General features: G+C 61.3%; 17 protein-coding genes. 12 read left to right on the forward strand and 5 right to left on the reverse strand.

What is annotated here, in order from left to right:
* Positions 1-22: 22 nt before the first annotated feature.
* The 3 genes from ACEOAC_RS09815 to ACEOAC_RS09825 are packed head-to-tail and all read right to left on the reverse strand — an operon-like array spanning position 23 to position 2,517.
* Positions 23-1,645, reverse strand: coding sequence for a cytochrome ubiquinol oxidase subunit I (locus tag ACEOAC_RS09815; RefSeq protein WP_413443989.1), 1,623 nt, complete (start codon positions 1,643-1,645; stop codon positions 23-25).
* 6 nt (positions 1,646-1,651) lie between these two features.
* Positions 1,652-1,942, reverse strand: coding sequence for a hypothetical protein (locus ACEOAC_RS09820; protein ID WP_413443988.1), 291 nt, complete (start codon positions 1,940-1,942; stop codon positions 1,652-1,654).
* Between the two features lie 5 nt (positions 1,943-1,947).
* On the reverse strand, positions 1,948-2,517 hold the full coding sequence (locus ACEOAC_RS09825) for a GbsR/MarR family transcriptional regulator (RefSeq protein ID WP_413443987.1): 570 nt from the start codon (positions 2,515-2,517) through the stop codon (positions 1,948-1,950).
* A gap of 469 nt (positions 2,518-2,986) precedes the next feature.
* Between ACEOAC_RS09825 and ACEOAC_RS09830 the strand changes: the two genes are divergently transcribed.
* Positions 2,987-4,141, forward strand: a complete 1,155-nt coding sequence (locus ACEOAC_RS09830; RefSeq protein ID WP_413443986.1) for an AI-2E family transporter — start codon at positions 2,987-2,989, stop codon at positions 4,139-4,141.
* Here ACEOAC_RS09830 and ACEOAC_RS09835 read toward each other — a convergent pair.
* Together ACEOAC_RS09835 and ACEOAC_RS09840 are read right to left on the reverse strand one after the other, a co-directional pair.
* Positions 4,080-5,561 (reverse strand): heavy metal sensor histidine kinase, encoded by a 1,482-nt coding sequence (locus ACEOAC_RS09835; RefSeq protein ID WP_413443985.1) that lies wholly within the window; start codon positions 5,559-5,561, stop codon positions 4,080-4,082. The two genes, ACEOAC_RS09830 and ACEOAC_RS09835, sit on opposite strands and share 62 nt — an antisense overlap.
* Positions 5,558-6,229: a heavy metal response regulator transcription factor gene (locus tag ACEOAC_RS09840; RefSeq protein ID WP_006464429.1), complete on the reverse strand. Its 672-nt coding sequence runs from the start codon at positions 6,227-6,229 to the stop codon at positions 5,558-5,560. The genes ACEOAC_RS09835 and ACEOAC_RS09840 overlap by 4 nt, the downstream gene beginning before the upstream one ends.
* Positions 6,230-6,422: 193 nt before the next feature.
* On the opposite strand from ACEOAC_RS09840, the gene msrP reads away from it, so the two are divergent.
* The 11 genes from msrP to ACEOAC_RS09895 all read left to right on the forward strand — a co-directional run bounded on the left by msrP (position 6,423) and on the right by ACEOAC_RS09895 (position 18,537).
* Positions 6,423-7,391, forward strand: a complete 969-nt coding sequence (msrP, locus tag ACEOAC_RS09845) for a protein-methionine-sulfoxide reductase catalytic subunit MsrP (protein ID WP_413628815.1) — start codon at positions 6,423-6,425, stop codon at positions 7,389-7,391.
* A gap of 13 nt (positions 7,392-7,404) precedes the next feature.
* The gene (locus ACEOAC_RS09850; protein ID WP_006464431.1) at positions 7,405-8,064 is read left to right on the forward strand and encodes a sulfite oxidase heme-binding subunit YedZ; all 660 of its coding nucleotides are present in this window, start codon (positions 7,405-7,407) and stop codon (positions 8,062-8,064) included.
* 71 nt (positions 8,065-8,135) lie between these two features.
* A complete protein-coding gene (gene msrA, locus ACEOAC_RS09855) occupies positions 8,136-8,843 on the forward strand; it encodes a peptide-methionine (S)-S-oxide reductase MsrA (RefSeq protein WP_139347274.1) in 708 nt (235 codons plus the stop codon).
* A gap of 79 nt (positions 8,844-8,922) precedes the next feature.
* On the forward strand, positions 8,923-10,644 hold the full coding sequence (locus ACEOAC_RS09860; RefSeq protein WP_413444501.1) for a tetratricopeptide repeat protein: 1,722 nt from the start codon (positions 8,923-8,925) through the stop codon (positions 10,642-10,644).
* Between the two features lie 331 nt (positions 10,645-10,975).
* On the forward strand, positions 10,976-12,298 hold the full coding sequence (locus tag ACEOAC_RS09865; RefSeq protein ID WP_413444500.1) for a TolC family protein: 1,323 nt from the start codon (positions 10,976-10,978) through the stop codon (positions 12,296-12,298).
* A gap of 58 nt (positions 12,299-12,356) precedes the next feature.
* Positions 12,357-13,265, forward strand: a complete 909-nt coding sequence (locus ACEOAC_RS09870; protein ID WP_413444499.1) for an EAL domain-containing protein — start codon at positions 12,357-12,359, stop codon at positions 13,263-13,265.
* A gap of 817 nt (positions 13,266-14,082) precedes the next feature.
* Complete coding sequence (locus tag ACEOAC_RS09875; protein ID WP_413444498.1) at positions 14,083-15,786, forward strand: peptidase domain-containing ABC transporter; 1,704 nt, start codon at positions 14,083-14,085, stop codon at positions 15,784-15,786.
* Positions 15,713-16,768, forward strand: a complete 1,056-nt coding sequence (locus ACEOAC_RS09880; protein WP_413444496.1) for a hypothetical protein — start codon at positions 15,713-15,715, stop codon at positions 16,766-16,768. The genes ACEOAC_RS09875 and ACEOAC_RS09880 overlap by 74 nt, the downstream gene beginning before the upstream one ends.
* Before the next feature lie 139 nt (positions 16,769-16,907).
* Entirely contained in the window at positions 16,908-17,759 is an 852-nt protein-coding gene (locus ACEOAC_RS09885) for a hypothetical protein (RefSeq protein ID WP_006464435.1), read from the forward strand.
* 9 nt (positions 17,760-17,768) lie between these two features.
* Positions 17,769-18,158: a hypothetical protein gene (locus ACEOAC_RS09890; protein ID WP_006464436.1), complete on the forward strand. Its 390-nt coding sequence runs from the start codon at positions 17,769-17,771 to the stop codon at positions 18,156-18,158.
* Between the two features lie 4 nt (positions 18,159-18,162).
* Positions 18,163-18,537, forward strand: a complete 375-nt coding sequence (locus ACEOAC_RS09895) for a helix-turn-helix domain-containing protein (RefSeq protein ID WP_006464437.1) — start codon at positions 18,163-18,165, stop codon at positions 18,535-18,537.
* Positions 18,538-18,587: the final 50 nt, after the last annotated feature.

Genomic DNA, 18,587 nt, shown 5'->3' on the forward strand with positions numbered 1-18,587 from the left:
TTTCCTCATTTCTTCTGGTGGCTTAGTGGCTGCCGGCATTGGCCGACGGATTCAGGGGCGGCGGCAGGACATCGTCGGGGCCGTTTTCGCGGCCCTTGGTTTCCCAGTGATATTGGCCGGTATGCAGGCTGCTGGGGCCAAGGCGGGCATACTTCACCATCAGGATCATTTCCACCACCAGCAGGAAGGTATAGAACAGGATGAAGCCGGCCAGGCTGAAGTAGAGGCTGCCCGGCTGCAGCGAGGAGGCCGACAGGTGGGTCGGCAGGATGCCGGCAATGGTCCAGGGCTGGCGGCCGTATTCGGCTACGATCCAGCCCAGTTCGGCGGCGATCCAGGGCAGCGGGATCGAGATCACGGCCAGGCGCAGCAGCCAGCGTTGCGGAGCCAGCTGCTTCTTGGCCAGGAACCAGAACGAGGCGGCGAAGATGAACAGGAACAGGAAGCCCAGCGCCACCATGCCGCGGAAGGCCCAGAACAGCGGCGCGACCTTGGGGATGGTGTCGTTCACAGCCATGCTGATCTGCTCCGGCGTGGCATCGACCACGTTGTTGGTGTACTTCTTCAACAGCAGGCCGTAGCCCAGGTCCTTCTTGAGCTTGTCGAACTCGGCGCGGGCTTCGGGCGACTTGTCGCCGGACTTCAGCCGGGTCAGCGCGGCATAGGCCAGCATGCCGTTGCGGATACGGGCTTCGTGTTCCTTCTTGAGGTCCTTGATGCCCAGCACCTGGGTATCGGCCGAGCGGGTTGCGATCAGGCCCAGCACGTAGGGAATCTTGACGGCGTAGTCGGTGCGTTCTTCCTTGTCATTGGGCAGGCCGAACAGGGTCAGGCCGGCCGGGGCGGGGTGGGTGTCCCACTCGGCTTCGATGGCGGCCAGCTTGACCTTGTTGACTTCACCGGCGGTGTAGCCCGATTCATCCCCCAGCACGATCACCGAGAGCGTGGCGGCCAGGCCGAAGCCGGCAGCGACCGCAAAGGAGCGCAGCGCGAAGGCGGTGTCGCGGGCCTTGAGCAAGTACCAGGCGGAGACGCCCAGCACGAACATCGATGCCGTCACGTAACCGGCGGCCACGGTGTGCACGAACTTGACCTGCGCCACCGGGTTGAAGATCACCTCGCTCATGCTGACCAGTTCCATGCGCATGGTCTCGAAGTTGAATTCCGCGCCCACCGGATTGTTCATCCAGCCGTTGGCGATCAGGATCCACAGCGCCGACAGGTTCGAGCCCAGCGCCACCAGCACGGTGACGATCAGGTGCTGCTTGCGGGAGAGCTTGTCCCAGCCGAAGAAGAACAGGCCGACGAAGGTCGATTCGAGGAAGAAGGCCATCAACCCTTCGATGGCCAGTGGCGTGCCGAAGATGTCACCGACGTAGTGCGAATAGTAGGACCAGTTGGTGCCGAACTGGAATTCCAGGGTGATGCCGGTGGCCACGCCCATGGCGAAGTTGATGCCGAACAGCTTGCCCCAGAAGCGGGTCATGTCCTTGTAGATCTGGTTGCCGGTCATGACGTAGACCGACTCCATGATGACCAGGATCCAGGACAGGCCTAGCGTGAGGGGAACGAACAGGAAGTGATAGAGCGCCGTGACGGCAAACTGCAGCCGTGACAGCGAGACGACTTCATCGATGGGGACCATGTTGGGTTACTCCGGTTGTTTTGTGGCTTCAGGTAATGCGGAATTGACTGAACTTGAGGAACTGGCGGGAATGGGGAGAGCGCCCGGCGTGACGGCCGGCGACGGCGCCAGCATGCGCTGCTCCACGCTTTGCAGCGGCATGCGCATGTGCTTGGCTTCGGGATGGGCGAAGAAGGTCTTGGCCAGGACCGTGATCAGGCCGATCTTGATGATCAGCAGGAGGGTGATCTCGACGCCCAGCGGCAGCTGGGTCAGGCGTGGCCATTGCCATTTGCGGGGTGTTTGCGTGACTTGCATGACGCTTATTCCTTCTCGTTGGCGCCGCCGACGCGGAACTTGTCGCGTACATCGAGCAGCTTCTTGACCTTGGAGCCCATCTTCATCAGTGATACCAGTGTTTCGGGCGACAGGCGCTGGACGTCGTCGAACCAGGAACTGGACAGTTCGATCAGTTCATACATCTCGCGCATGCGCTTCTGGACTTCCTTGTCGTCGCGTCCGCCGGGCGGCTCCAGCAGGGCGTCGCGCAGCATGGACAGGGTGGGTTCGATCTCGCGGCGGCGGCGTTCTTCCAGCAGCACCTTGAAGATGTCCCAGATATCGCCGGGCGGTTCGAAGTATTCACGCCGGTCGCCCGGCTTGTGCAGCAACTTCACCAGGCGCCAGGACTGCAGCTCCTTGAGGCCCATGCTGACGTTGGAGCGCGAAAAACTGAGGTACTCGGCAATCTCGTCGGCATTGAGTGCCCGCCCGCAGATGTAGAGCAGGGCGTAGATCTGGCCGACCGTGCGATTGATGCCCCAGCGGCTGCCCATTTCGCCGAAATGGCTGATGAAGCGCTGCATGAGCGGGCTGAGTACGTTGTTTTCCATGTTCGTATATATCGAAATTTCAGTAATTACTGAAATTTAAAACAATTGCTTGTCCCATCGCAATGTCAGGCAGTTGCGTATTTCCTGATAACAGTCATCACGGATGAGAATGACCCGCTCCCGGCGCGGTTATGCGGGGAGGTGGTGGTCTGCGGTGCTCGACAGGGGTGTGAACGAAACGTCACGAAAGCTTCGCGTCATGTGGACTTCCCGGTTCCTCAAGACGCGGCCCAGTGTTGCGCTGCATGAAGTTATTTTCACGCTTTCCTACAGCTACTGAAGAATTTGGCTGATACGAAACCTGATGCGGATCAAATAAGGTGCATTTGCAGCTCATCCGTAGGACCGATGAGTCGTGCCGTGGCTGGCGCATTCATGACGGCCAGAGGCGCAGCATGTCGGCCGGGAGGGGTTCCATGCTGCACGGCTGTACGGCTGCATGGCCTTTCCATTTCCGAGGATGAATTTTATGCTGGGTTTCGATTTCCGCGTGGCCAGGATCGTCTGGACCGTCTTCCTGGTGGCGTTGTTGCTCTACATCACCTACACCATTTCGGCCACCGTGCTGGTGCTGGTGTTCGCCGTCTTCTTCAGTTATCTGGTCTATCCGTTGGTGGAGCAGATCGAACGGGTGCGTCCGCCCAGGGTGCCGCGCACGGTGTCCATTGCCGTGGTGTTCGTGCTGGCCATCGGCATCGTGGCGGCGGTGGCGACCATTTTCGGCGCGCGTATCCAGGAGGAGGCGCTGCGCCTGTCCGAGCAGTTGCCGGCACTGCTGCGCTCCAATGACGCAGTGGCCAAGCTGCCCTTGCCGGGCTTCGCCGAGCCCTTGCGCGCCCGCATCCTGGGCTTCGTGCGCGACCAGTTGGCCAATGGGACCGACCAGGCCATGCCGCTGGCCAAGCAGTTCGGTGTGGGCGTCATGCACGCGGCCAGCAACCTGATCTATCTGGTGCTGGTGCCGGTGATCAGCTTCCTGTTGATCAAGGAGGCGCCGGCCATGCGCGACGAGATGCTGTCCTGGATGAATCGCTCCAACCGCAAGCTGTGGGACGGCATCATCAAGGACCTCGACGTGCTGCTCTCGCGCTACGTGCGGGCCTTGCTGTTCCTCTCCATTGCCACCTTCGTGGCCTATAGCATCGCCTTTTCGTTGATGGGTGTACCGTACGCGATGTTGCTGGCAGGCCTGGCGGCGGTGCTGGAATTCATCCCCTTCGCCGGGCCGCTGGCGGCCAGTGCGGCGGCGCTGGTGGTGGCCGGTTTCAGCGGTTATGACCACCTGCTGTGGTTGGTCGGCTTCATCGTGGCGTATCGGGTGTTCCAGGACTACGTGCTCAATCCCTACCTGATGAGCGAGGGGGTGGAAGTGAGTCCGCTGATGGTGATCCTGGGCCTGCTTGCCGGTGACCAGCTGGGTGGGGTGGCCGGTATCTTCCTGTCGGTGCCGGTGATGGCCGCGCTCAAGATCATCTTCACCCGTGCCTCGGCGGCGCAAAAGCTGCGACGTGCGGCCGAAGCCCGTGAGGCCGAACTGGCGGCGCAGGCTGCGCAGGAGGCGCTCAGCTCGCCACAGGCTGAAGAGGTGGTTGCAGTGGTGCCTGCGCCGCCGGCGCGAAGCTGAGGTTGAGGCGTATCCAGCCCGGTTGCGGGCTGGTCACGGTGGCCGTGCCTCTGTGCAGGGCCATGATGGCCTTGACGATGGCCAGGCCCAGGCCGTTGGATTCGGTAAAGGCGCTGCGTGAGCGGTCGCCACGGTAGAAACGGTCGAACATGCGCGCCATCACCTGCGCAGTGACCGCATCGCTGCGGTTGTCCACCAGGATGCGGCTGCCGTTGGCATCGCTCTCGGCGGCGATGCGGATGACGCTGTCGGCCTCGCCATAGCGCACCGCATTGATGACCAGATTGCTCACGGCGCGGCGCCACATGACCAGATTGGCATGGCATGTGCCCTGTGCCTGCAGTTCGAAGCGCATGCCGCGTTCATCGGCAATCCCTTCGAAGTAGTCCGTGATCTTGCCCAGTTCTTCCTGCAGGTCGAAGCTGGTGCAGTCCACCGCCAGGGTGGCGTGGTCGGCCTGGGCCAGGAACAGGATGTTTTCGACGATGCGCGCCAGGCGCTGCAATTCTTCCACGTTCGATTCCAGCAGCTGCTCATACTCTTCCGGCGTGCGGCGCTGACCCAGGGCAACCTGGCTCTGGCCCATCAACACATTGATGGGGGTGCGGATTTCATGGGCCAGGTCGCCGGAGAACTGGGCCAGGTGGTCGTAGCCGGCTTCCAGCCGGTCCAGCATGGCATTGAAGGACAGGGCCACGCGACGTAGTTCGGCCGGCATGCCGTGCTGCTCCAGCCGCGCCGACAGGTGGTCCGGGGTGATCTGGGCGGCGCGCTGGCTCATGGCTTCCAGTGGTTGCAGGCCGCGCCGCAGCAGCAGGAAGCCCAGCAGTGCGGTCAGCACGATCGCCCCGGTGGCGGCGCCGGCGATGCGCCAGCGGTAGCTGCGCATCATCTGGTCTTCCTGCACCATCACATAGGCGGCGACGATCTCGACCACTTCTCCATCCTTGCCATCCTTGCCGCCCTTGCCGACATCGGCCAGGGCCGAGACCCAGCGCACGCGCACGCCATCGGCGCGTTCACTGGTCAGCAGGCTGGCCGAGGTGACGGGCGTGCGCACCGGTAGCGGCGTCATGGTGGGCGGCGTGAGATGGTCGGGGTTGCTCTGGATGAAGGGGGCTTCACCCAGGCGCCGGAAGATGCGTACGTCCTGCTCATTGCCCATCATGCTTTCGAAGAGGGCGGGCCGTTGTTCCATCTGCTCGACGTTGTAGAGGTCGTGCATCAGGTTGCGGAAGTGTTCGACGCGACCGATCAGCGCCTGGTCGGCCCGCAGTGACAGGGCGTCGCTGGCAGCGCGGTCGAGGTAGAAACCCAGGCCGGTGACGACCAGGCTGGTCATCAGCGCGAACAAGGCGGTGACGCGGGCGGTCAGGGTCCAGCCGCGGACCGGCGGCGAGACCGGAGCGGCGGCGTTCATGGCTCCTCGGAGAACATGTAGCCGACGCTGCGCACGGTGTGGATCAGTTTCTTTTCGAAGGGCGCATCGATCTTGGCGCGCAGGCGCTTGATGGCGACGTCCACCACATTGGTATCGCTGTCGAAGTTCATGTCCCAGATCTGGGATGCGATCACGCTGCGCGACAAGGCTTCGCCCTGGCGCTTGATGAGCAGGTGCAGCAGCATGAATTCCTTGTTGGTGAGCGCGATGTGGATGCCCTGGCGCGTGACCTTGTGGCGGATGTGATCGAGTTGCAGGTCGGCGATCTCGTAGACTTCGGCTTCGCGGGTGACGCCACGTCGAAGCAGGGTACGGATGCGCAGCACCAGTTCGGTGAAGGAGAAGGGTTTGACCAGGTAGTCGTCGGCGCCCAGTTGCAGGCCGCGGATACGGTCGTCGACATGGTCCTTGGCGGTCAGGAAGAGGACCGGCAGGTCGCGCTTGCTGCGCAGTGCGCTCATTACCTGCCAGCCGTCCAGGCCGGGCAGCATCACGTCCAGCACCACCAGGTCGTAATCCTGTTCCAGCGCCAGGTGCAGGCCGTCGGTGCCGGTGCGGGCCAGGTCGACGACATAGCCGGATTCGCGCAGGCCCTTGCGCAGGTAGTCTCCGGTCTTGGGGTCGTCTTCGATTACCAGAATGGCCATAGGGGGAATGGTGTGCCGCTGCAAAGGCGGGCAAGATGCAGGAAAATGCTGTTGATTCTAGCAATGGCAGACTTTTTCTTCATGACAAAATTGTCATGAAATTGCCACCTGACTGTCACCGCCTGACTTTTACCATGGCTTCACATCGGCAAGGCCCAGACCTTGCCTCCACCCTTTTTTGCCGGAGCGCACCATGCTGATCAAGATTCGTCCCGACCAGATCGAGATTCCGACCGCATCCGAGATCACGCCGCAGGATGTCTATCTGTCGCGCCGCAGCTTCATGGCCCGCGTGGCGGCCGGTGCGGCGCTGGCCGGCGGCATGGGCGCGCTGCCGCAGGCTTTTGCCCAGCAGGGGCGCAAGCTGCCGGCCAGGCTCAATAACGCCTACGCGGTGATGGACAAGCAGACCGCCTACAAGGACGCCACCAGCTACAACAACTTCTACGAGTTCGGGACCGACAAGGCCGACCCGGCCAAGAACGCCGGGACCCTGAAGACGGCGCCCTGGACCATCGACATCGAAGGCGAGGTGAAGAAACCCTTCACCTTGGACCTTGATGCACTGACCAAACTGGCACCGCTGGAAGAACGTATCTATCGCCTACGCTGCGTCGAAGGCTGGTCGATGGTGATCCCCTGGATCGGCTATTCGCTCTCGGCCCTGATCAAGAAGGCCGAGCCGACCGGCAATGCCAAGTACGTCGAATTCGTCACCCTGGCCGACAAGAAGCAGATGCCCGGCATCAGCGATCCCATCCTGAACTGGCCCTACCGCGAAGGCCTGCGCATGGATGAAGCCAATCACCCGCTGACCCTGCTGACGCTGGGCATGTACGGGGAAGTGCTGCCCAACCAGAACGGTGCGCCGGTGCGCATCATCGTGCCCTGGAAGTATGGCTTCAAGTCGGCCAAGTCCATCGTCAAGATCCGTTTCGTCAAGGACGAGCCCAAGACCGCCTGGAACATGTATGCGCCCCAGGAATACGGCTTCTATTCCAACGTCAATCCTGGCGTCGACCATCCGCGCTGGTCGCAGGCCACCGAGCGCCGCATCGGCGAGGACGGCTTCTTCGCGCCCAAGCGCAAGACCCTGATGTTCAACGGCTATAACGACGTGGCCAGCCTCTACAGCGGCATGGACTTGCGCAAGTTCTTCTGATCCTGGACCGCCCATGCCGCTCGCTCCCGCCGTTCTCCGCAATCTGAAGCCACGCAGCGTCACGCTGCTGTGGTGGGTATTCCTGGCGCTGACCCTGGTACCGCTGGCGCGGCTGGTGGTGTTCGGCTTTACCGGCGGGCTCGGGGCCAATCCGCTGGAATTCATCACCCATAGCACCGGCGACTGGACGCTATATCTGTTCTGCATCACCCTGGCCGTGACACCCCTGCGCAAGATCACCGGCCTGAACTGGCTGGTGCGCATGCGGCGCATGCTAGGGCTGATGGCCTTTTTCTACCTGTGCCTGCATTTCACGACCTTCGTCTGGTTCGATCACTTTTTCGACCTGGGCGAGATCTGGAAGGACATCGTCAAGCGGCCTTTCATTACCGTCGGCGTGCTGGCGCTGGTGTTGACGATTCCGCTGGCCATCACCAGCACCAATGGCATGGTGCGCCGCCTGGGCGGCAAGCGCTGGCAGGCGCTGCACCGGCTGGTGTACGTGATCGTGCCGCTGGGCGTGCTGCATTACTGGTGGGACAAGGCCGGCAAGAACCTGATCGCCCAGCCGCTGCTGTTTGCCGTGCTGGTCGCGCTGATGCTGGCCCTGCGTCTGTTCTGGCGCAAGGGCAGGGCGCCGGCCGGGCAGGCTTCTGCAAGTTCGCGTCCCTGAGCCGGCCTGGCTTGGGCGGCGCGGCTGCCTACAATTCTTTCTTGTCTGATCGACCGTACCGGAGATTCACCATGACCATCCTGAAACCTGCCGCCCTGGCTTCGGCCGCCTTGTGCCTGGCGCTGGCCTCGTTTGCTTGCCTTTCCAAAGCCCATGCCGCGGAGGCTGCCGTGGCGGTGCCAGCCCCGGCTGGCAAGGCCGTGCTGGGCTCGACCGCCAGCAGTGAGACCGTGGTGCTGGCCGGTGGATGCTTCTGGGGCGTGCAGGGGGTGTTCCAGCATACCCAGGGCGTATTGAAGGCAGTTTCCGGCTATGCCGGCGGCAAGTCCGATACCGCCAGCTATTCCATGGTCAGCTCTGGCACCACCGGCCATGCGGAGGCGGTGCAGGTGACCTATGATCCGCGCAAGATTTCCTTCGGTCAGCTGCTGCAGATCTATTTCTCGGTGGCGCACGATCCTACCCAGCTCAATCGCCAGGGCCCGGATCAGGGCACGCAATATCGCTCGGCCATCTTCACCGCCAGTGACGAGCAGAAGCAGGCGGCCCAGGCCTACATTGCGCAGCTCAACGCGGCCAAGGTGTTTTCCGCACCGATCGTGACCCAGGTGGCGCCGCTGCAGGGCTTCTACCGCGCCGAGGATTACCATCAGGATTACGCCACCCTGCATCCCAACCAGCCCTACATCGCCTACAACGACCTGCCCAAGATCGGCAACCTGCAGAAGATGTATCCGGCCATCTACCGCGCCGATCCGGTGCTGGTGTTCAAACGCTGACATTGCCCCGCCAGCTGGCGTTCGCCCTCGTGGCGGGCAGGGATGAGACAATACGCCCGTTTGTCTCCCTTGCCCCGTCATGAATTCACACGCCACTCTCCAGCTCGCCCTCGACCATTTCGACCTGCAGGACTACGCTGCTGCCGAGCAATCGCTGTTTGCCCTGCTTGAACAGCATCCGCAGCACAAGGATGCGCTGCACCTGCTGGGTAGCGTGGCGGCCGCGCAGGGACGGTTCGAGGAGGCTGCGCTAGCCTGGCAGCAGGCGCTGCGGCTGGTCGAGCCGGACAGCGAGGAAGCGCTGGCCCTGCGTTATCGCCTGGGCCGCGCCTTTTATGAACAGGGGCGCTTTGAAGATGCCTTCCTGCTCTATCGTGATCTGATCGAGGCGGGCCATCAGCAGGCCGAATTCTTCGTCGCCGCAGCGGCCGCCCTGCAGGCATTGTCACCTTCCGGCAAGAATGACCGGCAGGCGCTGGCCTTGCTGGAGGAGGCCCTCCAGCGCAATCCCGAACAAGCCGACACCTGGCATCGCAAGGCATTGCTACATGAGCGCGCCGCTCAATGGGAGCTGGCGCGCGACTGCATCCACCAGGCGCTGCGCCTGAACGATCAGTCTGCGCAGCTCTGGCTGGCTGCCGGACTGATTGAGCACGCCCTGGGCGCCTATGAGGAAGCGCTGCGCTACTACGATCAGGCCCTGATTCTCTCGCCCGAGCTGGTGGACGCCCACGTCAGCCGCGGGACCACGTTGGCCCGCCTGCGCGACCATGAGGAGGCCATCGACAGCTATCGCCGTGCCCTGCGCATCGATGCGGGAGATGCCGACGCCCACGTCAACCTGGCGCTCTCCCTGCTTGCCCTGGGCCGGCTGGAAGAGGCGCTGCCCTTGTACGAATGGCGCTGGGAAGGACGTGATGCCGACCCCTACCGGCATGCGGCGATTCCGGCCTGGAACGGTGGCAGCAGCTTGCAAGGCAAGCGTCTCCTGCTGTGGGCCGAGCAGGGGCAGGGCGATACCATCCAGTTCAGCCGCTATGTGCTGCAGATGGTCGGGGCCGGTGCCGAAGTCGTGCTGGAGCTGCCGGCCAGTCTGCTGAGGCTGATGCACGGCTTGCCCTGCGCCGCAAGCATCCGCCTGGTGGCGATGGGACAGGCCTTGCCGGAGGTCGACTTCCAGTTGCCCTTGATGAGCCTGCCGCTGGTGTGCAATACCTCCCTGGCTTCTATCCCGGAAAGCTTTCCGGGTTCGTCCTACCTGGCGCCGGAGGCCGGCTTGTGCAGTCAGTGGGAGACCCGCATCGCAGCGCTCGCTCCCCGTGCAGCCGGACGGGTACGCGTCGGCGTGGTGTGTTCCGGCAACCCCGGCAACGTCAACGATGCACGTCGCTCTATCGCCCTCGAACGCTTTGCCACGCTGGAGCAGGCGCGTGGCGGACTGGATTTCTTCGTGCTCCAGCCTGACCTGCGCGACGCCGATGCCCAATGGCTGCGGCAGGCTGGTCCCTGCTGGCATGACCTTGGTGCCGACATCGGTGATTTCGCCGATACTGCCGCCGCCTTATCCTGCATGGATCTGCTGATCAGCGTCGATACTGCCGCCGCCCACCTGGCCGGTGCGCTCGGCCGGCCGGTGTGGGTCGCCTTGCCGCATGCGCCCGACTGGCGCTGGTTCCTGCAGCGACATGATTCCCCCTGGTATCCAACAGCCCGCCTGTTCCGTCAGCAGCAGCCCGGCGCCTGGGATGACGTGATCCGCATGCTGCGTGCTGCACTGGCGATCGAACAATTCAAGGCCTGACATCGGCCTGTGCCGGGCAGGGCAGGCGTCCTAGACCCGGACATTCTTCGTGTGATCTGAAATTTATCTGCATTTCTCGAAAAAATTCGAGAGTGCGAGAACATTTCTGCCCCAATAGACAATTCGTCACTCCGCGCATTTCCGCGATCATCCAAAGCCCATTCTTGTCCTTGTCGTTGCCTGCTGCCGACCGACTGCGGTAATCCTCCGAGCGCGTTGTCGGAACCCGCTGGCCGGTCGCAATGTCCGCTTTACCCAGCGCCCGAAGTGCGCCGCGGAAGCGAACTGCGCGACATCCTGTGTGGACAAGACCAACAGGAAATGATCGCACATGAACGACCACACCAAGCAACACGCCCCCCGCTCCCTGCAGACCGGCCTGACCACCCCGCGCAGCCGCATCACCCGACTGGCGGCCACAATCGCGCTGGCCTTTGCCGGCTGGACCAGCCAGGCCGACGCCACCACCCTGGGCGACCTGGTCAGGCAGGCAGCCTTCAACAATCCGTCCGCACTGGCACGCCAGCGGGCCGCCGAAGCGGCGGCTGACGCCGTCTCGTCAGCTCGCTGGCAATTCTTCCCTACACCTTCGCTCTCTGTGGAACGTGCCGGGATGACCAGTTCCCGTGATATCTCCTATAACGGCGACGACACCGTCGTCACGATGCGCCTGCAGCAGACCTTGTGGTCCGGTGGTCGCCTGTCCGGTCAGCTGGAGCAGGCCGGCCACAATCAGCAGTCGGCCGAAGAAGCCTTGCGCGAGCAGCGTTTCCGCCTGGCCGAGCAGGTCATTTCGCAATACAGCCTATGGGTGCGCTCCGACCTGGCTGCGGCCGCCAACCAGAAGAACCTGAAAGCGCTGGAAGATTTTCTCGCACAAAGCCTGCGCCGGGAGAAGGAAGGAGCTGCCGCCCAGGTCGACGTCACGCTGGTCCGTGGTCGCCGCGACCAGGCCATCACCGATCTGCTGGGAGCCAAGTCCAGCCGCGTGTCGGCACGCCTGCAACTGGAGCAATTGGTCGGGCTACCCCTGAGCGACGAAGAACTGCGGGCCGACGTGGACAAGCAGATGATCAGTGAGGACCTGCCCCTGCTGACCGAAGCCATGCTCGACAGCAGCCCTGTGCTCAAGCGCCTGCGCGCCGATGCCAAGGTGCAGGAGGCCGCAATCAAGATCCGTAGCGCCTCCTACTGGCCGGAAGTCTATGCCCGCGTGGAACATCAGCGCGGCAATTTCAGCGTGCGCAATCAGCCAAGCAACAATCGCGCGTTTGTCGGCATGCAGATGCAACTGGGTGCCGGCTTGTCGCTCGGGTCCGAAGTCGCAGCTGCCCAGGGGCGCTACCAGTCTGCCATACTGGCGGTGGACGCAGCGCGGCTGGAGCTGATCGCGCAGATGGCTGCCATCTACACTGAATACCAGCAGGCCGTGGCACGGTCCAATAATCTGGATGACGTGGGATTGTCTGCCGAGGATGTCCTGGCTTCATATACCCGGCAATATCTCTCGGGCAGGCGTTCCTGGCTGGATGTGATGAATGCTGTGCGCGAGGTGGTTCAGACGGACCTGCAAAAGGCCGATGTGACCGCGCTGATCATCGCTGATGGTCGCAAGCTGCAACTCTGGGCGCACGGCCTGGAAGAGGTGCGCTGATCCTCGTTGACGCGCTCTGTCCAGGGCGCGTCGCAGGTTGTCGGCCGCCGGGGGAGACATGATCAATAAATCACAGCTGAAAAACGCGATCCGGCGCAAGGAATTCATCGTCGTCTATCAGCCCATCGTGGCCTTGGCGAGTGGCCGCTGCGCTGGTGCCGAAGTGCTGGTGCGATGGCAGCGTGAGGACGGCATGCTGCTCGCGCCAGACAGCTTCCTGCTCGCCGCGCAGCGACATGGCTGCCTGGATGCCATTACCGACCTGGTCGTCGATCAGGTGATCACCCAGACCGGTGCTTTGCTACGTGGCCATCCTGATCTGCATCTGGCCGTCAACATCCCGGCGCATGACATCAACAGCGGCAGGATACTGGACGTCATCGGACGAAAACTGGCCGGTACCGGCATTTCGCCAGCGCAGTTGTGGCTGGAGGTCACAGAGGGGCGCAGTATGGAATTGCCGTCCTGCCTGGCTAACCTGGCGCGCGCCCGAAGCGACGGCTACGTGATTGCGCTGGATGATTTCGGTACCGGTTATTCCTGCCTGCGCTACCTGCATGAATTGCCTTGTGATGTACTCAAGCTGGACCGCTCCTTTGTTGCCAGCATTGGCGGCGACGCCACGCCGCATCCGGTGACAGCCTGCATCATCGAGATGGCCAGGCAACTCAAACTCAGGATCGTCGCAGAAGGCGTGGAGACGGCGGCACAGGCTCGCTATCTCAGACAGGCCGGCGTCCAGTATGCACAGGGATGGCTCTACGCTCGTGCCATGCTGGCGTCGGATTTTTTGGTGCATTGTGCATTTCCGGGGCCACTAATGCACGCGTCGCCAACGGAATCATGTTCACCGCTGGTTAAGCATGAATCAATCCCAGTGATGGGGAGCGACGGATCTTCATTGTCGCGTGATCTGTCTGGGCCGGGCGTCAGAGTCACAGAGCGATTGGCTGAGATTAAACATTAACGGATTGTCGCTGCAAAGCAGCACTTGTTCTGCCCTAAGGAACAATTTCACAAAAAGCTATCAATCTATAAAGTTCGCTTTGCGCTGCTGTTCATGGTCATTCAGCAATGCTGTCACCAGCACCGACTCATTGTCAGTTCCACAGGTGACGAAGAGCGTCAGGCTCCCCTCGATTTCGGCAGAATTCGCGGGGAGTTTTTTTTGGGCGCATTGAAGGAGAGAGATAGCGTCCTGATCCCTAGCCTTGGGAATGCTCTCAACAATATATTTTTTCCGTTATTTGTCTCGCTCAGCGACGGGGAAAAGAATGCTTCTTCGATAGTGAAAATTCGAACAAATAGAAGCGTCATTTTTTAAGTAAATAGTGGTGAGTAAAAATATTTAATGCACTAAAAGACAATTAAATATTTATATATTTTCAAACATCATAGCCCTCAATTGACGAGCTGCCGCAGCGCAATGAAGGATGCGCTTTCATTCGGCAGTTGCCTGCATCCGCCGGCACGGCGATGCGCTATCGATAACCGGGAATCCTGATTTTTTGAGTCATCGCGGAATGCATCGTCGGAGGGACTTTCTTCCTGCTTCTGCTCTCTCTTCGATCAAACCGAGCTTGTCCTGATGACGCGTTGCGTTCCGCTCATTCCAATTAGTAAGCGGATCGTCGCGCCCGATACCACACCTAACGAATCGCCATGAGAAAGAACGCCCTTCGTCATCCTCGCCGCCGACAGCTTATGTCGCCCAGGCTGACTACACCGTCGCACGACATGTGTCGTCGAAATGTCCGCGACCCGCGAGTGCAGGGAGCCACGCAATGAGTGAACTTGCCTCCTCCCTGTCATGGGCACTGATGACCGTTGCGCGACGCCAGGGTGTCGTGATTGACAGTGTGCGACTCAATGCCGCCATCGCTGCGGCGATGAAGAAATCTGGCGGCACTGCCATTGACATCAACTCCCTATGTGGCGCGCTGAGTCTACCTAAGGCACAGCTTCTCAAAGCACCAGATCGCAGTCAGTTGCCCGTGCTGGGCGTTGTGCAGGAGCGTGGTTGGGGCATCATCGTCGATCAGCGTCCCGACGGTCGCTGGATCTTCATTAGCGAGGAAGGCCATGCACTGATCAGTGATGGCGATTTCGCTGAAGGTGTTTGCAAGATCGATTTTTCCGTTCTTGCTGCCAAAGGCGGGCAGAATGGATTCGAACGCGTCTTCAAGGAAGCCCTTGCCGAATTCCGGCCTGTTTTCCTTGAGGTCGTTCTCGCATCGGTCGTGATGAGCATCATCGCCCTGGGTGCTTCGATCTTTTCCATGCAGGTATATGACCGCGTCATTCCCACCCATGGTGTTGCCACTCTGATCGTGCTGGCCATTGGCGTCGGACTGGCCATTCTCTTCGAGCTGGGTATGAAGTTCGCCCGCTCGCACATCATGGATACGGTCGTTTCCGGTCTGGATGCAAAGCTCTCGCAGGCACTTTTTGAGAGACTCTTATCGGTTCGGGTGGATCAGCTGCCTGGCTCGGTTGGTAGTCTCGCTGGCCAGTTGCGTGGCTATGAACAGATCCGCTCCTTCTACACCTCCCAGACCCTGTTCACCCTCGTCGATCTGCCATTGGGCCTGCTGTTCGTTCTGGTGATCGCCTTCATCGCCAGCCCCTGGATGGCGGCGGTACCGACGCTCTTCGGCTTGGCCGCCATTGCCATCGGTTACCTCTCCAATCGCAAGGTCGTACGTCTGGCAGACAAGAGCGCTGCAGCTTCCAATCTCAAAACGGGGCTGCTGGTGGAGACGGTCGAGGGTGTCGAGACCATCAAGTCCGGTTCCGGCGGCTGGAAATTTCTTTCACGCTGGATCGACGTCAGCGCCGAATCGATCCGTAGCGACATGGCCATGCGCGCCATCGGCGATCACGCCGGCTACATCGCGGCCACGTTGCAGCAGCTGAGCTATTCGACCACCGTCATTGTTGGCTCTTTCCTGGTCATCAATGGTCAGATCACGATGGGCGCGCTGATTGCCTGCTCCATCCTTGGTGGTCGCATCCTGGCACCGGTCGCCATGATCCCGGGCCTGATGGTGCAGCGCGCGCACACCAAGGCGACTCTGGCTGGCCTCGAAAAAATCTACGCCCTCCAGACCGATCAGGGCGACGAAAGGCAGTTGACGCCAGATAGCCTGCGCGGCGAGTTCCGCGTAGAGGATGCCAAGTTCACATACGCTGGCAGCCTGCTCAACGCCATGACCATAGACCAGCTCTCCATCAAGGCTGGCGAACGTATCGCCATCCTGGGGCCGATCGGGGCTGGCAAGTCGACCATCCTGCGCCTGCTGTCGGGTCTGTATCGCCCGCAGCAGGGTCGCATCCTGGTTGACGGTCTTGACATCGCCAACATCAATCGTCTGACCTTGAACCAGCACATCGGCTATCCGCCTGTTCTATCAGGTGACGACCAACATCGAAAGTTCGGCGCCGACGATCAACGTGACCTACGACGGCACGAAGGCCAGCGAGGGTGACGCCATCGCGCTCTACGAGGGCGAAAAGCTGTTGGTTCGCACAACGTTGGGCAGAGGCGACGTCGGCAGAGCCGGGATCACGTTAGGGCTGACCGTCGAGAACAACCTGTCGCCCGGCAAGCACGTGATCACGGCCAAGTTCATCGATCTGGCCGGCAATACGGTCAGCTCGAACGATGTGCCGGTCACGATTGCGGAGGGGCTGGCCGCGCCGGTGGTGAGCAATCTGCGGATCACCGGTGAATCCGGAGTTTCCCAGGCCCTCAATGACTCCCTGACCAAGTACGCAATGATCACTGAGCTACCGAGCACTTCCACCGGGAAAATCGCGCCGGAGCAGAATGTGATCTTCTCCGGCACGGTGGGCACGCCCGGAAGCAGCGGCGAAGAGTATGAGATTCAGGCCATCATGGGGAACAGGATCATGGCGTTCGGTAAGTTCAAGGCGGGTGATTTTTCGCTGAAGGCTCCTGCCAATATCCTCGAGCCGGGCCTTTACAAGGACGTGAGGTTCGTCGTCACCAATATTACGGACGGCGTCAACAATGGGCAGACGCTTTGGATCAAGAACCATACCGTGGCCTGGTACTGGATCCCGCAAAGCCTAAGGGATTTGACCGGTGGGGCCGGCGATGACGTCATTCCGCTGGGTACCACCGAGAAGGGCCAGGGTACCAACATCCAGACAGGCGCCGGCAAGGACACCTTGATAGTCGGGGATTACCGTAATGCCACCGATAAGAGCAAGCTGGCCGCCACCATCACGGACTTCTACCTGGGCCAGGACAAGGTATCCATCTTCGGGCAGACGGTGACCAAGGCCAACCTCGACAGCTTCGTCAAGGCATCGTCGTTTGGAGGTCTTTCCACCAAGCTGGCGATCGATCTGGATGGCGCCGGTCCCGGCACGACCATCTACAACCTGTACCTGCAGAACGTGGCGTACAACCCCAACAGCATCGCGACCATCTTTGGAGTGTGAATGTAGCAAGTATCGATAACAGGCAACCTCGCCAGCGCATCGGATCGACCGGCGCGCTGGCCACACCACGGGACGGCCGCGACAGGGCAGCCGTCCACGGATTTCAATCAAGAACGTCAATCAAGACTTAGGAGAAAAAATGGCAGGCCATTCCACCGATGCAGATGATCAAAATTTCTGGCCCGGGTTCGTCGACTCGATGGTCAACATGGTCATGTACCTGCTCTTGCTGATCGCCATCCTCGCCATGGCGGTGATGTACTTCTCGATGAAGGCGCGCGACGAGGCCTACGAGAGCAAGACCGCCAAGATCGAGGCACAGGGCCAGGCTTCGGAGAAGCCGCATGCGGGTGACAAGGAAGAAAAACCGGTGGTGCCCAGCCCCGATGACCTGCATGCCCAGATCGAACGCTTGCGGCAGACACTCAACGAGAACGAAATCCGCTACAAGGCCGATGTCGCCGAACTGAAGGAAAAGCTGCGCGAGAGTGACATGCGCTTCAAGGCCAATGGCCTGTCCAAGGTCGAAAAGCCCAACCAGAAGGAACGTGGCAACAATCTCAAGTCCACCACCGAGGCCGACCTGGCCAAGGAAGGCGCCTCCGAGCGCATACTCGACGCCAGCGGTGCGGCGGGCAGCCTGGACAAGGGCGTGGAAGCGCTGGCCTTGCGTCCGAGCGTGCTGATCGTGCGTTTCCGCCCCGGTACCGTGGACCTGAACCCGCCGGAAGCCAAGCGCATGACCGATACCTTCCTCAGCCACTTCGACTGGAATGCACGTCCCGACCAGACCTTCGTCATCTCCTCCACCGCCGTGGAAGGCCTGTCGGAGTCCAACCGGATGGCCTTCTACCGGGTGGTCGCCGTGCGTAACCACCTGCTCTCCGTGGGTGTCCCGGCGGCCCGTATCCGCCAACGCATCGAGCCGGTCCCGGCGGCGCGCCAGAGCGGCACAGAGGCGCTGGAAATCCGTATTCAGAAGGTTGAATGAGGATAGCCGATGTCAGATGCAGCAAGTTCCATCGAGGAAGCCCTGGTGGGCAAGACCACCTATACGATCGATGTGAGACAGGCCGGCACTGCGTTGCGCAAGATTCCGATCGAATCGATCAAGGATGTGCGCAGCCTCGGTATCGACCTGCTGCTGGTGCTGCGTGGCGGTGGCCAGATCCTGTTGCGGGAGGGGGCGCTGGATGCACTGGTGAACCCCAATCGCCGCATCGAATTCAGTGATGGGGTGTTGACCTTGCAGCAGATTTTCATGCAGAGCGAACACTTCGACTTTTTCAATTCGGGGTCCAGCATCGACGGCCACCTGCACTTCGTCGATGCCCACAACATGCATGCGCCCGATGCGGTGCATGCAATGTTCTACCCTTTCGGAGGATAAGAAGATGAAGCGAGAGATCGATATCGCACCCACCAAGTCCGTGACCGAAACCAAGGAAGCCATCGGTGAACGGCTCAAGGCGATCCGGTTGACCAGCGGCTTGAACCAGCGTGACTTCGCCAGTCGCCTGGGGACGTCCGGTGCGTATATCAGTTGTGTGGAGCTGGGACACAGCATGCCGGGTGGGCGCTTCCTGCGTACTTTGCATCGTGAGTTCGACGTCAACATCAACTGGCTGCTCAGTGGCATGGAAGCAGAATTGCCGCCGCGCCACGGCTTTCACGTCAAGGGTCTCATCAAGGACTATGTCCGCGCTACAGAACGCGGCAAGTCGCTGGTGATGATGGTGGCGAGTTTTCTGGTCGTCAAGCGCGGCTGAAATTAATGCCTGTGGTCTTGCCGGCGGCGTTGTCAGGCAGGCCCGGCGAG

Origin of the sequence: Herbaspirillum frisingense, assembly GCF_047325095.1 — a bacterium.
Classification (GTDB): domain Bacteria; phylum Pseudomonadota; class Gammaproteobacteria; order Burkholderiales; family Burkholderiaceae_D; genus Herbaspirillum; species Herbaspirillum frisingense.

Excerpts from the sequence above, each read along its gene's own strand:
- ACEOAC_RS09815 (WP_413443989.1), bottom strand. The coding sequence starts at position 1,645 with ATGGTCCCCATCGATGAAGTCGTCTCGCTGTCACGGCTGCAGTTTGCC.
- ACEOAC_RS09820 (WP_413443988.1), bottom strand. The coding sequence starts at position 1,942 with ATGCAAGTCACGCAAACACCCCGCAAATGGCAATGGCCACGCCTGACC.
- ACEOAC_RS09825 (WP_413443987.1), bottom strand. The coding sequence starts at position 2,517 with ATGGAAAACAACGTACTCAGCCCGCTCATGCAGCGCTTCATCAGCCAT.
- ACEOAC_RS09830 (WP_413443986.1), top strand. The coding sequence starts at position 2,987 with ATGCTGGGTTTCGATTTCCGCGTGGCCAGGATCGTCTGGACCGTCTTC.
- ACEOAC_RS09835 (WP_413443985.1), bottom strand. The coding sequence starts at position 5,561 with ATGAACGCCGCCGCTCCGGTCTCGCCGCCGGTCCGCGGCTGGACCCTG.
- ACEOAC_RS09840 (WP_006464429.1), bottom strand. The coding sequence starts at position 6,229 with ATGGCCATTCTGGTAATCGAAGACGACCCCAAGACCGGAGACTACCTG.
- msrP (WP_413628815.1), top strand. The coding sequence starts at position 6,423 with ATGCTGATCAAGATTCGTCCCGACCAGATCGAGATTCCGACCGCATCC.
- ACEOAC_RS09850 (WP_006464431.1), top strand. The coding sequence starts at position 7,405 with ATGCCGCTCGCTCCCGCCGTTCTCCGCAATCTGAAGCCACGCAGCGTC.
- msrA (WP_139347274.1), top strand. The coding sequence starts at position 8,136 with ATGACCATCCTGAAACCTGCCGCCCTGGCTTCGGCCGCCTTGTGCCTG.
- ACEOAC_RS09860 (WP_413444501.1), top strand. The coding sequence starts at position 8,923 with ATGAATTCACACGCCACTCTCCAGCTCGCCCTCGACCATTTCGACCTG.
- ACEOAC_RS09865 (WP_413444500.1), top strand. The coding sequence starts at position 10,976 with ATGAACGACCACACCAAGCAACACGCCCCCCGCTCCCTGCAGACCGGC.
- ACEOAC_RS09870 (WP_413444499.1), top strand. The coding sequence starts at position 12,357 with ATGATCAATAAATCACAGCTGAAAAACGCGATCCGGCGCAAGGAATTC.
- ACEOAC_RS09875 (WP_413444498.1), top strand. The coding sequence starts at position 14,083 with ATGAGTGAACTTGCCTCCTCCCTGTCATGGGCACTGATGACCGTTGCG.
- ACEOAC_RS09885 (WP_006464435.1), top strand. The coding sequence starts at position 16,908 with ATGGCAGGCCATTCCACCGATGCAGATGATCAAAATTTCTGGCCCGGG.
- ACEOAC_RS09890 (WP_006464436.1), top strand. The coding sequence starts at position 17,769 with ATGTCAGATGCAGCAAGTTCCATCGAGGAAGCCCTGGTGGGCAAGACC.
- ACEOAC_RS09895 (WP_006464437.1), top strand. The coding sequence starts at position 18,163 with ATGAAGCGAGAGATCGATATCGCACCCACCAAGTCCGTGACCGAAACC.